The organism is Sphingobium sp., from assembly GCF_003248505.1.
Taxonomy (GTDB): domain Bacteria; phylum Pseudomonadota; class Alphaproteobacteria; order Sphingomonadales; family Sphingomonadaceae; genus Sphingobium.
This window is the reverse complement of record NZ_QFOA01000003.1, coordinates 51,195-64,985: the sequence shown is the minus strand read 5'-3', so window position 1 is coordinate 64,985 and position 13,791 is coordinate 51,195. Positions and strand designations below refer to the sequence as shown.

Genomic DNA, 13,791 nt, shown 5'->3' with positions numbered 1-13,791 from the left:
ATGGCGATGTCCGGGCCGCCCTCCAGCCGTCGCGGGCGCGGGCGCGCGCCGATGGCGGACATCAACGTGACGCCGCTGGTCGACGTGATGCTGGTGCTGCTCATCATCTTCATGGTGACCGCGCCGCTGCTGGTGACGGGCGTGCCGGTGAACCTGCCCGAAACGCGCGCCAAGGGGCTGGACGCCGACGCCAAGCCGACCGTGGTGTCGATCGACCGCGACGGCGGGCTCTTCATCGACGAGACGCAGATCAGCGACGCCGACCTGCCCGATCGTCTCGCCGAAATCATGTCCGCCAACGCAGGCAAGGCGGAGCCGCCGCAAATCTTTCTGCGCGCGGACACCGCGCTGGACTATGGGCGGGTGATGCGGGTGATGGGCGAACTCAACCGCGCGGGCCTCAACAAGGTGGCACTGGTCAGCACCGGTGCCGAGGGTGGGGGCGAAGCCCGAGATGTCAGCGCCGGTTCAGAATAGGGGCCATAGGTCAGGATCATGGAGCGCGCGGAAAAGATCGGCCTGGGCGTCGCGACGGCGGGGCATGTCCTGCTGTTCGGATTGCTGTCGGTCGGGTTCCTGGCGACGCCCAATCCGATCAAGCTCAAGTCGCCGCCGATGGACGTCAGCCTGGTGGACGACGTAGCGCTGCAATCGAGCGCGCCGCAGGTGTCGACCCAGCCCCCGCCGCCCAGTGTCGCGCCCGAGAAGGGACCGACCGAAGACGCCAAACCCGCGCCCGAACCAGAACCGCAGCCTGAGCCTGCACCCGCGCCGCCGCCCAAGCCGCAACCGCAGCCCAAGCCGACGCCCGCTCCGCCACCGCCTCCCAAAAAAGTGGCGAAGGAAGAACCGGCAAAACCGAAAGACAAGCCCACGCCGCCCCGGAAAGAGGTGGCGAAGGCGCAGCCCAAACCAAAGCCCAAGCCTGCGCCGGAAAAGCCCGCACCCAAGGCAAAATCCGCTCCGGAAAAGCCCAAGGCCGCCGCGCCTGCCCCATCCAAGCCGACAAAGACGGACGCCAAGCCCTCCACGTCCGCCAAGCCGGCGAAAAGCGAAGCCAAGACCGCTGCTCCTGCAAAGACCGGCGAAGGAAAGGCCAAGGCGGCGGCTGCGCCATCGGGCCAGGGCAAGGCGGACAAGCCGCGTGGGTCTTTGCTCGGCAAGGATTTCCTCAAAGGCATCGACACCAGCGACGACGCTCCGCGCAAGGCCGCGCCGCCCGCCGCCGCAACGATGGGGCCACAGCAGAAAGCCGCGCTGGACGCCGAAATCCGGCGGCAGTTGAAGCCGCACTGGCGCCCGCCTTCGGGCGCGGACGCCGACAAGCTGGTGACCCTGCTGGAAGTGCGGCTCGACCAGAACGGCAATGTCGTGGGCCAGCCGGAAGTGATCGACCAGCAGGGCGTCACCGCCAGCAACCGCCCGCAGGCGAAGCTTCATGCCGAGCGCGCGATCCAGGCGGTGAAACTGGCGTCGCCTTTCCGGAATTTACCCGGCGAATTTTATGACCAATGGAAATGGCTGCGGCCACTCCGCTTTGACGCGAGGCTGAACCGATGAAGAGCATTTTCTGGCACCGCCTGTCGCTGGCCATCGCGACACTGGCGGCGACGATCGCAGCGCCCGCCATGGCGCAGCTTTCGGTGGACGTGACGGGCGACATCGACAGCAATCTCAAGATTGCCGTTCCCCCTCTCCCCGCTCAGCAGGAAGCCGATACGCCTGCGGGCAGCGCCACCGATCTTGGCCGCAAGATCGCCGAGGTGATCGCGTCCGACCTTAAGGGATCGGGCCTGTTCGATCCATCGGGGCCGGGCGGCCTGCCTATAGTCGCATTCCCCGAAGTGACCAACCCCGCCTACGCCAAATGGGGTGCTTATCAGGCGCTGGTGCAGGGCTTCGTGCGCACGAGCGGCGGGGAAGCCGACATCACGGTGGGATGCTATCTCTACGACGTGGCGCTGAAGCAGGAGCTGACGCGGCAGGGCTATGTCGTCTCGCCCAGGGACTGGCGGCGCGCGGCGCATAAATGCGCGGACGCCATCTATGCCCGGCTGTCGGGCGAAAGCCCCTTCTTCGACAGCCGCATCGCCTATATCGCCGAAAGCGGCCCCAAGGGGAACCGGACCAAACGGCTCGCCATCATGGATTCGGACGGCGCGAACCACAGGTTCATCACCAACGGCCAGTCGCTGGCGCTGACGCCGCGCTTTTCGCCCGATTACAAGTCGATCGTCTATGTGAGCTATCTGGGCAGCCGGGTGCGCATCTACATCTACGATATCGGCACGGGGCAGCAAAAGCTGGTGACGGAAAGCAACAATCCCACCTTCGCGCCGCGCTGGTCGCCAGATGGGCGGACCATCCTGTTTTCCATGGCGGTGTCGGGCAACACCGACATCTACAAGATCCCCGTCGGCGGCGGAACGCCGGTACGGCTGACCACCTCGCCGGGCATCGATGTCGGCGGCAGCTTCTCACCCGACGGCAGCCGGATCGTGTTCGAAAGCGACCGGTCGGGCGGGCAGCAAATCTATGTCATGAACGCGGACGGATCGAACCAGCGCCGCATCAGCCATGGCGGAGGCCGTTATGCCACGCCCGAATGGAGCCCGCGCGGCGACCTCATCGCCTTCACCAAGCTGTCGGGCGACTTCAAGATCGCGGTCATGACGCCCAGCGGCGACAATGAGCGCATCCTGACGAACGGCTGGCAGGACGAACAGCCGACATGGTCGCCCAACGGCCGGGTGCTGCAATTCTTCCGCACGACTCCCGGTCGCGACGGCGGCAGCCAAGTGTGGCAGGTCGATCTGACCGGCGTCAACGAACGGCGCATCCCGACTCCGCTCAGCGGATCGGACCCGGCCTGGGGACCGTTGCTGCCCTGAACCGCGATACCGACCTACCACCCCGCCCCGCTTGACCGCCCGGCGCCTTAGGCAGACCATGGCGCATCTTTGGTGGACAGGCGACATATTCGAAGAGGAGACCCCGATGAAATTGTCCCGGACCCTGATCGCGGCCACCGCCGTCATCGCGCTGGCCGCCTGTTCCAAGAAACCGCCCAAGCAACTGCCGCCGGCGCCCGTCGACAACAGTGCCGGGATGGGAAGCCAGACCGGTGGGACCGGTACATCGACCGGCACCGTTCGCAAGGGCAGCCAGGAAGATTTCATGGCATCGGTTGCGTCCGACCGCATCTTTTTCGGCCTCGACCAATATGACGTCGATGCGCAGGATCAGGCGACGCTTCAGAGCCAGGCCGCCTGGTTGCAGCAGAATCCGAGCGTCCGCGTCACGATCGAAGGCCATGCCGACGAGCGCGGCACGCGCGATTACAACATCGCGCTGGGCGAACGCCGGGCCAATGCGACTAAAAACTATCTTGCCTCGCTCGGCATCGCGCCCAGCCGCATGACGACCGTCAGCTACGGCAAGGAGAGGCCCGCCGCGCTGGGTTCCGACGAAGCGGCATGGGCGCAGAACCGTCGCGCGGTGACGGTCACGGTTCAATATTGATCCCCGGCGCTTTCCGTCCTTAAGGATGATTTGCCTCGTCCCCGTTCCACGCTAGGAACGGGGACGATGGAAAAGCCGCGCTCTGCCAAATTGCCCACGATCCGGGATGTCGCCGCCCTTGCAGGGGTGTCCGTCATGACCGCATCCCGCGCCATCAACGGCAAGGCGCTGGTGAGCGACAAGGCGCGGCGGGCAGTAGAGGAGGCGGTGCGCGCACTGGGCTATGTGCCCAACGCGTCGGCCCGCGCCCTGGCAGGCAGCGCCGACCGGCGCGTGGCGCTGCTCCACAGCAACAGCACGACCTCCGCCTATCTGGGCGAGTTGTTGCTGGGCGCGCTCAGCGAAGCGCCACTGCGTCATCTGCATCTGGTCGTCGAACAATGCGCGCCCGGCGCATTCGCCGCCGAGATCGTCGACCAGGTGGCACAGGCGCACGTCGCAGGCGTCATCCTGCCGCCGCCGCTCTGCGACTGGGAGGAACTGGTGGAGGGCTTGCGCGCGCGCGACATCGTCGTGGTGTCGGTCGCGCCGGATCGCGACGGGCCTGACATGCTGGCGGTCGGAACCGACGACCGCCACGCCGCCTACGACCTCACCCGGCACCTGATCGAACTGGGTCACAGGCGGATCGCCTTTATCGAGGGCAACCCGCGCCACAGGGCCAATGCGCGGCGCGTGCAGGGCTTTCGCGATGCGCTGACGCAGCATGGGATCGATATCGACCCGGCGCTCATCGTGCCGGGCGATTTCAGCTACCGGTCAGGACTGGATGCCGCAGAGCGGCTGATGACCCTGGACGAGCGGCCTACCGCGATCTTCGCCTGCAACGACGATATGGCCGCCGCCGCGATCACGGTCGCGCACCAGCGGCGCATCAACGTGCCCGCCGACATCAGCATCTGCGGTTTCGACGACACGCCGCTCGCCAGCGCGATCTGGCCTGCGCTGACAACCATCCGCCAACCGATCCGCGACATGAGCCGCGAAGCCATCGGCCTGCTCGCCATGCGCTTTCGCAGTCAGGACGACGGGGCGGAAGACATCATCGGCAAGGTGAAGCTCGACTATCAGCTGATCCGTCGCCAGTCGGACGCAGTGCCTGCAAGCCACTGAACCCCGTCAGAGTTTTCCGTATTTCGCCTCGAAGCCCGCGATATCGCCGGCGGCGAGATATTTCGCCTGATCCACCCACTGGTCGCGCACCGGACGGCCCTTGAAATTGCCGAGCCGCGCGTCGATGGCGGCAATGTCCGCGTCCGACCAGTCCGCGATCTGGGAAAAGCGGGTGACGCCAAGTTCGATCAACAGATTGTGCAGTTTGGGCCCGACGCCCTTGAGCTTCAGCAGATCGTCCGCCTGCCCGTCCGATGCCGCCGCCACAGGCTGCAAGGCCGGTTCGGGCGCGGCGGCGAGCGGGGCAGGATCGGGCTCTACCGGCGGCGCGCTGGGCGACACTGAAGGCGGGGAGGCGGGCTGCGGCGCTGCCGGCGGGATCGCCGCGACTTCGACTTCCGGGGCGTCGACGACGGTGGCAGGGGGCGCTTGCGTTTCCGCATCGTCCCTGCGCTTGCCCGACAGGAGGAAAACGAGGGCGATGACGACCAGCAGGCCGATCAGCAGCCACAGCCCATAGTCCATGAAGAATTCCTGCATCGCGCTCTCCCCGTGTCGGTTCCGGCGACATCTAGGGATATCGCGCCCCGATGCGCAAGGGCGTCAACCGCGTTCGCGTGCCGCTTCGCGCCAGCCGATGTCGCGGCGGCAGAAGCCTGTCGGGAAATCAACGGCATCGACGGCGGCATAGGCGGCGGCCTGCGCTTCCGCCACCGAACCGCCGGTCGCCGTGACGTTGAGCACGCGCCCTCCGCTTGCCACCAGCTTGCCGTCGCGCTGCGCGGTGCCCGCGTGGAAGACGTTCGCCCCTGTCGATTCCGCCGTTTCGATCCCTTCGATCGCGCCACCCTTTTCGGGCGTGCCGGGATAGCCCTTCGCCGCCATGACGACCGTGAGCGCCGTGCGATCCGCCAGCGTGACCGGCCCCTGTTCGGCCAGCCGCCCCTGCGCCACCGCCAGCAGCAGATCGATGAGGTCGCCGTCGAAACGCATCATCAGCACCTGGCATTCAGGGTCGCCGAAGCGGGCGTTGTATTCGATCAGCTTGGGGCCTTCGTCCGTCAGCATAAGGCCCGCGTAGAGGACGCCCGAATAAGGCATTCCATCGGCGGCCAGCGTATCGACGGTCGGGCGGACGATGGTGTCGATCACCTGACGCTCCAGATCGGGCGTCAGGACGCGCGCGGGGCTGTAGGCGCCCATGCCGCCGGTGTTGGGACCGGTATCGCCATCGCCCACGCGCTTGTGATCCTGCGCCGAGCCGAAGGGCAGGATGACGCTGCCGTCCGTCAGTGCGAAGAAGCTCGCTTCCTCGCCGGTCATGAATTCCTCCAGCACGACTTCCTCGCCCGCCGCGCCGAACGCGCCCGAGAACATGTCGTCCAGGGCGGCAAGCGCCTCATCGCGGGTCTGGGCGATGATGACGCCCTTGCCCGCCGCGAGGCCGTCCGCCTTGATGACGACGGGGAGCGCGAAATCGTCGAGCGCGGCGATTGCGCCATCCTTGCTCGTGACGCGGACATAGGCGGCGGTGGGGATGCCCGCACGCTGACACAAATCCTTGGTGAAGCCCTTCGACCCCTCCAGCTGGGCCGCTTTCTTGCCAGGGCCGAAGACCGGTACGCCGATGGTGCGCAGATTGTCGGCGAGCCCGTCCACCAGCGGCGCTTCCGGGCCGATGACGACAAGGCCGATCGAATGACGGACGGTGAAATCGAGCACCGCGCGATGATCCGTGGCGTCGAGGTCGACCAGTTGCGCATGCTGGGCTATGCCCGGATTGCCCGGCGCGGCATAAAGGGTCGACAGCCGGGGCGATTGCGCCAGCTTCCACGCCAACGCATGTTCGCGGCCACCGCCGCCCAACAGAAGGATGTTCATTTCGCCCATGTCCCCGGAATATGACGCCTATGACAGTTCGGGTCGCCTGTTAGCCGAGGAGCGGGCCGGCGACAACGCGCCGCCGCTGACCGTCAGCGAATTGTCCGCGTCCCTGAAGCGCACAGTGGAGGACCGGTTCGGCCATGTCCGGCTACGCGGCGAGATTTCGGGGTTCAAGCGCGCGGCTTCGGGGCACCTCTACCTCTGCCTCAAGGACGACAATGCCGTTATCGACGGGGTGATGTGGAAAGGCGGGGCGCAGCGCCTAGCCTTCGCCGCGCAGGATGGGGTGGAAGTGATCGCCACCGGCAAGCTCACTACCTATCCCGGGCGGTCCAAATATCAGATCGTGATCGACCGCATGGAGCTGGCGGGCGAAGGCGCGCTGATGGCGTTGCTCGAAAAGCTCAAGGCCAAGCTGGCGGCCGAAGGTCTGTTCGCGCCGGAGCGCAAGAAGGCGCTTCCCTTCCTGCCGCGGGCCATCGGCGTCGTCACGTCGCCCACGGGCGCTGTCATCCGCGACATATTGCATCGCCTTTCGGATCGCTGCCCGACCGACGTGCTGCTGTGGCCCGTGCTGGTGCAGGGGCAGGGCGCGGCGGAGCAGGTGGCAGCGGCGGTGCGCGGCTTTTCCGCGATGGACGACCGAAGTCCGCTTCCGCGTCCCGACCTGGTGATCGTGGCGCGTGGCGGCGGATCGATCGAGGATCTGTGGAGCTTCAACGAAGAGATTGTGGTGCGAGCGGTCGCGGAGTGCACCATTCCGATCATCTCGGCGGTGGGGCATGAAACGGACACGACCCTGTGCGATTACGCCGCCGACCGGCGCGCGCCGACGCCGACGGCAGCAGCGGAAATGGCGGTGCCGGTGCGGGCCGAGCTGCTGGCGGGGCTTGGCGAAATGGGGTTGCGCGCGGGACGCGCGGTGCGCCGCAGCGCAGCCCAGGCACGCGAGCGGCTGGACATGCAGGTGCGGCTGATGCCGACGCCCGATACGCTGCTTAGCCCTCAACGCCAGCGGCTCGACGATGCGACGCTGGCATTGCAACATGGGATGCGGCACCGGCTGGCGGAAGCGCGCGCGCATTTGAGCGACGCGGGCGCGGCGCTGCGCCCGCCGCTGCTGCGCCAATATGTGCGCCGGGCGGGGGAACGGCTGGACAGACTGACGCTGCGTCCCGATACTCTTACCCGCGCGCTCGCCGAGCGCACCACTGCGCTCGATCGCGTGTCCCGCCATTTCGCCTCGCTCGACCCCGACCTGCCGCTACAAAGGGGCTATGCGCGGGTGATGGCAGGCGACCGGGTCGTGCGCAGCGTCGATACAGCGCGGGAAGCGGGCGCGGTGACGCTGCATTTCCACGACGGTACTGTCGGCGCCGCGGTGACGGAAAGCGCCGTCGCACCCCCGCCCCGTCCGCCACGGCGCGGGCGCGACCGCGAGGATGCACCGCAACAGGACCTGTTTTCCCTATGACCGAAAGAAAGGCCGATCTATGCTGATGTCCAACCGGGACCGGCCCGCCCGGCTCCGCTACCTGCCCTACAGTTTCCGCGTGCTGCAAGCAGGGGATCATGTCGTCTGCGCCGTCAGCGGTGAACGCATCCCGCTCGATCAGTTGCGCTATTGGAGCGTCGCGCGACAGGAACCCTATGCGAACGCCGAAGCGTCCACGCAAGCGGCGCTGAAAGCGGGCGTTATCCGATGAGGCCGGCCATGCTGATCGTCTCGGCGGCGGCGGCATTGTTGCCGGTGGCTCCGGCCTTTCCGCAGCAGGTCGCGTCGAGCCGGGCGGAAGGGTTCGCACTGACGGGCACGCCCGTGCAGGGCGGGATCGTGACGGGACAGGCACCCGATGGGACCATGGCCTTGCAATTCGACGGCAAGCCCGTTGCCATGGATGCCGATGGACGGTTCCTTATCGGTTTCGACCGCGATGCCTTGCCCGCCGCGCGGCTTCAGGCCCGCTTGCGGGACGGGCGCACCGTTGACCGAAGCCTGACGGTTGCGCCACGGGACTGGCGCATCGAGAGGATCGACGCGCCGCTGCGCCCCACAAAGGACAATGACGCCTTCCTGGCGATCCGGCGCCCCGAACTGGACGCAATCGCTGCCGCTCGCAGGATCGTGACCGATGCGGACGGGTGGCGGCAATCCTTCGTATGGCCGCGCATCGGTCGCATATCCGGCCTGTTTGGGTCGCAGCGCGTCTATCAGGGCGTGCCCGGCGCCTATCACAGCGGAGTGGATGTGGCCGGGGCGACCGGCGAGCCCGTCGTCGCGCCGGCCGACGGTGTCGTGATCCTTGCCGCCAGCGACAAGCCTTATACGCTGGAGGGGCACTTGCTGATGATCGACCACGGTCATGGCCTCAACAGTGCCTTCCTGCACCTGTCCCGCATCGACGTGGGGGTCGGCGACCATGTCCGGCAGGGGCAACGGATCGGCGCGATCGGTGCAACCGGTCGAGCCACGGGACCGCATCTGCACTGGGGCATGAAATGGAACGACGCCCGCATCGACCCCATGCTGGTGGCAGGGCCGATGCCGAACGCTCGTTGATCAGCGAACGCGCTTCATCCGAACCGCCCGACCGCCGTTCACCTTGCCCAAGAAGCTGCCCATGGCGGCGCGACGGATCTCGATCTTTTGGCCCACCTTGGGCGCAGAACCGGTAATGGCTTCGGTGGTCATCCACTGCGCTCCGTCTTCCAGCCCGATCTGCCACTTGTCGTAGCCAAGCGCGCGGAGTGACCCGATTGTGGTTTCGATATGGCTGAAACCCTCTTCCCTTGCTTGATCGTCATCATCCCCGCCCCCCAGGAAAGGCAATTTGGGGAATGAAAAGCCGAAAAGAGTCTTTCGCGTTTTCTTCAATTCGCTCTTATCGAGCACGACCACTTCATCTCGCTGAGCAGCCACGTCCATCTCGCCTACCTGTCGATCGAAGCAGGCAAGCCGTTCCGCATTATCGGCAATGCCGCGGCATTGCAGGAGGTTGGTAAATATTTCCGGACGCGGCTGCAACTTGGGTGCCGCGACCGCTCCCCCACTCATCAACACCCCCGCGACGGCGCTCGCCAACAAGCCTGTCTTCATCATATCCGGATCCCTGCCTGAATGTCGCCACATCAATGCACTGCCAGCCAGATGCGTCAACACCGCGCCTGCGCGGCAATGCATGTCGCCCGCTCACATCACATAAGAAGCATCTTTGCTACACCAAAGGAACGGCCGACGTAATTATCTTGCCGCACCCCGCAAAACGCCGACGCTTCGCGTTGTTGCATTTTTGATACATAGCACTCCAAAAGCAGAGCATGTCCTTCTCGCCCGCTTTACAGCGCGCCTAACCCCTTGCAGTTTCACCCGATCCATATGGGGGGAATGCTGTCGGGCACCAAGTCCCCCTGTCTGGGCCACTTAAGTGGCAGATGATCTGCCAAACTCCAGAGCAAGGGACTGGACCGTGAAAACATTTTCGAAGAGGGCACTTCTGCGTGCCAGCGCCGCTCCGGCGATCCTGGGCGTGTCTTTGATCGCGACGGCTGCGGTCGCGCAGGATGCGCCGCAGGCTGCAGACGCGAACGGTGAATCGGTCATCGTCGTTACCGGGTCGCGTATCGCACGCCCTGACCTCGACAGCACCAGCCCGCTGAACGTCGTCAGCGCCGGCGACATCGCCCTCAAGGGCGGTTCTAGCAACATCGAAAACGTGCTGAACGACTTGCCGCAGGTGACGGCGACGACCAGTTCTGCATCGAACAACCCCGGCGGCGGCGTCGCCACCGTCAATCTTCGCGGTCTCGGCTCGCAACGTACGCTGGTGCTGGTCGACGGCCGTCGCTACATGTCTTACGACGTCAACCAGATCGTCGACCTCAACACCATCCCGTCCGCACTAATCGAGCGCGTAGACGTAGTGACGGGTGGCCAGTCGGCTGTCTATGGTTCGGACGCGATCGCCGGTGTCGTCAACTTCACCCTGAAGCGTGACTTCCAGGGCGTTGCCGTCAACAGCAGCTATGACCTGACCGACCGCGGCGACGGTGCCGTCTGGGACGTCAACGGCACGATCGGTGGCAATTTCGAAGATGGCCGCGGCAACGCGACCGTGTTTGTCGGCTACACGCAGCGTAAGGCCGTTCTGGCCGGTGCGCGCGGCTTCGCTCGCAACGCTCTGGTCGACAATGGTGACGGCACCTTCACCACGGGCGGTTCGCCGTCGGTTCCGCAGGGCCGCATCACCGTCCCCGGCCTCGGCGCCGCTTCGGGCCTGGGCTGCGACACGCAGGACTTCGCCGGCAGCGTCAACACCTGTTATGTCGGTGCGACCGACGCATACAACTATGCGCCGATCAACTATCTGCAGGTGCCGCAGAAGCGCTTCGTCGTGTCGGCGATGGCCCACTATGAAATCAGCGATGCGTTCCAGCCTTACCTGGAAGCGCAGTTCGTCAACAATCGCGTCGCCGCTCAGCTGGCTCCGACCCCGATCAGCAACGGCACGCCCTTCGGCGACGGCGTGATCGGCCAGATCCCGCTCTACGTGAACTCGACCTTCTTCACGCCTGCTCTCCAGAATGCGCTGCGCACGCTGGATACCGACGGCAACGGCTATGTGAACGCGAACTTCAACTATCGCACGACGCAGCTTGGCCCGCGCATCAACGACGACGACCGCAATGCCTATCGCTTCGTGACCGGCATGAAGGGCGATATCGGCGCTGGCTTCAGCTACGACGCATACTACATGTATTCGCACACCAAGAATACGCAGCGTCAGGCCGGTAACGTCGCGATCGACAAGTTCCTGCAGGCGACAAACAACGTTCTACTGAACGGTGCCCTGGTTTGCGCCGACGCCTCGGCTCGCGCTTCGGGTTGCGTTCCCGCCAACATCTTCGGCTTCGATCAGCTGAGCGATGCGGCAGCCAAGAACCTGGCGATCACCGCGACCAACGTCGAAACCTATACCACGCAGGTCGCTTCCTTCGCTGTCACCAACCCCTCGATCTTCGATCTGGGCGCAGGCGGTGTGGGTGTCGCGGCAGGTGTGGAATACCGCAAGGAAGCCGGTTCGGTTAACCCCGACACCTATCTTGCAAGCGGTAACGTCGCAGGCTTTAACCCCGGTCAGGCGACCTCGGGTTCGTACAACGTGACCGAGTTCTTCGGCGAAGTCCGCATGCCGCTGCTTCGTGACAGCATCATCCATCGCCTCGACCTCAACGGTGCGGCTCGCTATTCGAAATATTCGAATGCGCCCGGCAACGTCTTCACCTGGTCGGCTGGCGCTGAACTGTCGCCGATAGAAGACATCACCTTCCGTGGTCAGTATCAGAAGGCCGTTCGCGGTCCGAGCGTCAACGAACTGTTCCTCGGCAACACTGTCAGCTTCGATGGCAATGCGGACCAGTGCGGCACTGCCGCAGCTCGTACCGGCCAGCTGAACGCGATCTGCGTCGCCCAATTCAACGCAGCGGGCGCTCCGCTGACGAACATCGGCAACGCGGCCATCCAGGATCCGAACAACGTCAACCCGGTTCGCTTCCTCGGTGGTAACTCGGGTCTGCGTGAAGAAACGGCGAAGACCTATACCGTCGGTGTCGTGTTCCAGCCTCGCGCTCTGCGCGGCTTCAGCGCTACCGTCGATTACTACAACATCAAGATTGATAACTACATCACCAGCGGTGTGGGTACGCAGTCGATCGGCAACCTGTGCTTCAACAGCTTCAACCAGGATTATTGCAGCCGTATCTCGCGTAACTCGATCGGTGAAATCGACAGCTTCCGCGACGGTTACGTCAACAGCGGCGGCCTGAAGAACCGTGGTATCGACGCCAACGCTACCTATCGTATCGGCATCGGCGAGATTCTGGGTGGCAAGGAAGCCAACCTGATCTTCTCGTTCGATGGTACGCGTCTGCTGAAGAACGACTTCACGCCGGTCGTCGGTCAGAACCTGACCTACAACTGCGCCGGGGCCTTCGGTGCCAACTGCGGCGTTCCGACGCCCAAGTGGCGCCACACGTTCCGTACCACGCTGGACACCGAAAAGTTCGAGCTGTCGTTCTTCTGGCGCTATGTAGGTTCGTCGCATGACGACGATCCAGACACGGTCTATGCTTCGGAACGCTTCAAGGCGATCAACTACTTCGATCTGTCGACGGCTTTCCACGTGAACGACAACTTCACGCTGCGTGGCAACATTGTGAACCTGTTCGACAAGACGCCGCCGCTGGCTGCAAGCACGCAGAACGGTGGTAACGGTGAGCAGAGCAACACCTTCCCGACCATCTACGATGTGCTGGGTCGCCGCTTCTCGATGACTGCAAGCCTACGCTTCTGATCCGAGAACGGAACGTAAGAATGATGGGCCGCCAAGCGATTGGCGGCCCATTGTCGTTTTGGCAGGGAAAAGCTGCGGATATTCGTCGCTGCTTCGATTCGGCTCTGCGAGATTGAGCTAGGCGACGCCCTTACGCAGCCAGCCGGTGATGGACAGCCGCTCTTCCTGTGCGAAGGGCGTGACGTAGCTGACGCTATGGGGCTGACCGACACTGAAGAGGCTGATAGAATTGAAGATCGGGACGAAGGTTTCGGCGACGCGACTGTCGACATCATGGAACAGCAGCAACCCGCCCCATTCGGTGCGCCAATTGTCGCTCAGGTTCAAGACATAGGCGAATAGCCGATCCTTGCCGGGAATGACGTCGTCATGACCGGTCAGGAAATCGCCGGATCTGTAGCGTGTGGCCTGCACATCGGCGAAACCGATATCCTGTCGACCCGTCACATTCCGAAAGAGGCCGAGCGTCTGCGGACTGTTGATCCATTGCCCGAAATGATGGAGCAGATCGTCTCCAACCCCTTGCTGGATATCGATGTCGGACACGCGACGATTGTCGAATTGAAATTGGAAGGCGGACGCGGCCTTTTCGTAGAGAGCGATGTTCAGCCTCTTCCTTACGCTTGGGTCCAGTGCGTCAAAGTCGCCGCTCGCGATTTCGAACACCTTTTCCTCGCCATTGATAACGTGCGTCCAATCAACTTCATTTTGGAGATGGTCACGTAAGGTGTCGGCCGATGACGCGGTCAGGAAGTTCGGTATCTGGATGCGCTGTCTGGCACCAAACAACTCCTGCCATGCGAGGATGTCGATGTCAGAGTGGATCGCAATGTCGCTGGCTTGGGGCATGATCCCTTGTATCGTCATTTGCCGACTTGACCATGTCCGACCGGGCGTTCTCGTTTGGAGATGCCCGGTCGGG

Annotated in this window: 13 protein-coding genes; 9 read left to right on the top strand and 4 right to left on the bottom strand. The window is 64.5% G+C overall.

The genetic code is table 11. The annotated features are described in order from the left end of the window. The 5 genes from tolR to DI606_RS02180 all read left to right on the top strand — a co-directional run bounded on the left by tolR (position 1) and on the right by DI606_RS02180 (position 4,635). Positions 1 to 477, top strand: coding sequence for a protein TolR (tolR, locus tag DI606_RS02200; RefSeq protein ID WP_293979446.1), 477 nt, complete (start codon positions 1 to 3; stop codon positions 475 to 477). A gap of 18 nt (positions 478 to 495) precedes the next feature. Next, positions 496 to 1,560, top strand: a complete 1,065-nt coding sequence (locus DI606_RS02195; RefSeq protein WP_293979445.1) for a cell envelope biogenesis protein TolA — start codon at positions 496 to 498, stop codon at positions 1,558 to 1,560. Then, entirely contained in the window at positions 1,557 to 2,891 is a 1,335-nt protein-coding gene (tolB, locus tag DI606_RS02190) for a Tol-Pal system beta propeller repeat protein TolB (protein ID WP_293979444.1), read from the top strand. Before DI606_RS02195 ends, tolB begins: the two co-directional genes overlap by 4 nt. A gap of 106 nt (positions 2,892 to 2,997) precedes the next feature. Then, complete coding sequence (gene pal, locus DI606_RS02185; protein WP_293979443.1) at positions 2,998 to 3,522, top strand: peptidoglycan-associated lipoprotein Pal; 525 nt, start codon at positions 2,998 to 3,000, stop codon at positions 3,520 to 3,522. A gap of 66 nt (positions 3,523 to 3,588) precedes the next feature. Beyond that, positions 3,589 to 4,635 carry a LacI family DNA-binding transcriptional regulator gene (locus DI606_RS02180; RefSeq protein ID WP_293979442.1) on the top strand — a complete coding sequence of 349 codons (1,047 nt, stop codon included), beginning with the start codon at positions 3,589 to 3,591 and terminating at the stop codon, positions 4,633 to 4,635. Positions 4,636 to 4,641: 6 nt separating this feature from the next. On the opposite strand, the gene DI606_RS02175 is transcribed toward DI606_RS02180, so the two are convergent. Continuing rightward, complete coding sequence (locus DI606_RS02175; RefSeq protein WP_293979441.1) at positions 4,642 to 5,175, bottom strand: hypothetical protein; 534 nt, start codon at positions 5,173 to 5,175, stop codon at positions 4,642 to 4,644. Positions 5,176 to 5,238: 63 nt separating this feature from the next. Continuing rightward, a complete protein-coding gene (purD, locus tag DI606_RS02170; RefSeq protein ID WP_293979440.1) occupies positions 5,239 to 6,516 on the bottom strand; it encodes a phosphoribosylamine--glycine ligase in 1,278 nt (425 codons plus the stop codon). A gap of 7 nt (positions 6,517 to 6,523) precedes the next feature. Between purD and xseA the strand changes: the two genes are divergently transcribed. Genes xseA through DI606_RS02155 form a run of 3 tightly spaced genes read left to right on the top strand, consistent with a single transcriptional unit; the run spans position 6,524 to position 9,079 of the window. Further along, the gene (gene xseA, locus DI606_RS02165; RefSeq protein ID WP_293979439.1) at positions 6,524 to 7,993 is read left to right on the top strand and encodes an exodeoxyribonuclease VII large subunit; all 1,470 of its coding nucleotides are present in this window, start codon (positions 6,524 to 6,526) and stop codon (positions 7,991 to 7,993) included. A 19-nt stretch (positions 7,994 to 8,012) separates the two neighbouring features. Continuing rightward, complete coding sequence (locus tag DI606_RS02160; RefSeq protein ID WP_293979438.1) at positions 8,013 to 8,225, top strand: DUF2093 domain-containing protein; 213 nt, start codon at positions 8,013 to 8,015, stop codon at positions 8,223 to 8,225. Positions 8,226 to 8,233: 8 nt separating this feature from the next. After that, complete coding sequence (locus DI606_RS02155; RefSeq protein ID WP_293979436.1) at positions 8,234 to 9,079, top strand: M23 family metallopeptidase; 846 nt, start codon at positions 8,234 to 8,236, stop codon at positions 9,077 to 9,079. Here the strand turns inward: DI606_RS02155 and DI606_RS02150 are convergent, their stop codons facing one another. Continuing rightward, entirely contained in the window at positions 9,080 to 9,616 is a 537-nt protein-coding gene (locus DI606_RS02150) for a hypothetical protein (protein WP_293979594.1), read from the bottom strand. A gap of 370 nt (positions 9,617 to 9,986) precedes the next feature. Here DI606_RS02150 and DI606_RS02145 point away from each other — a divergent pair, with 370 nt between their 5' ends. After that, a complete protein-coding gene (locus tag DI606_RS02145; RefSeq protein ID WP_293979435.1) occupies positions 9,987 to 12,869 on the top strand; it encodes a TonB-dependent receptor in 2,883 nt (960 codons plus the stop codon). 117 nt (positions 12,870 to 12,986) lie between these two features. Here the strand turns inward: DI606_RS02145 and DI606_RS02140 are convergent, their stop codons facing one another. Then, positions 12,987 to 13,718 (bottom strand): 2OG-Fe(II) oxygenase family protein, encoded by a 732-nt coding sequence (locus DI606_RS02140; protein WP_293979433.1) that lies wholly within the window; start codon positions 13,716 to 13,718, stop codon positions 12,987 to 12,989. Between the last annotated feature and the right edge of the window lie 73 nt (positions 13,719 to 13,791).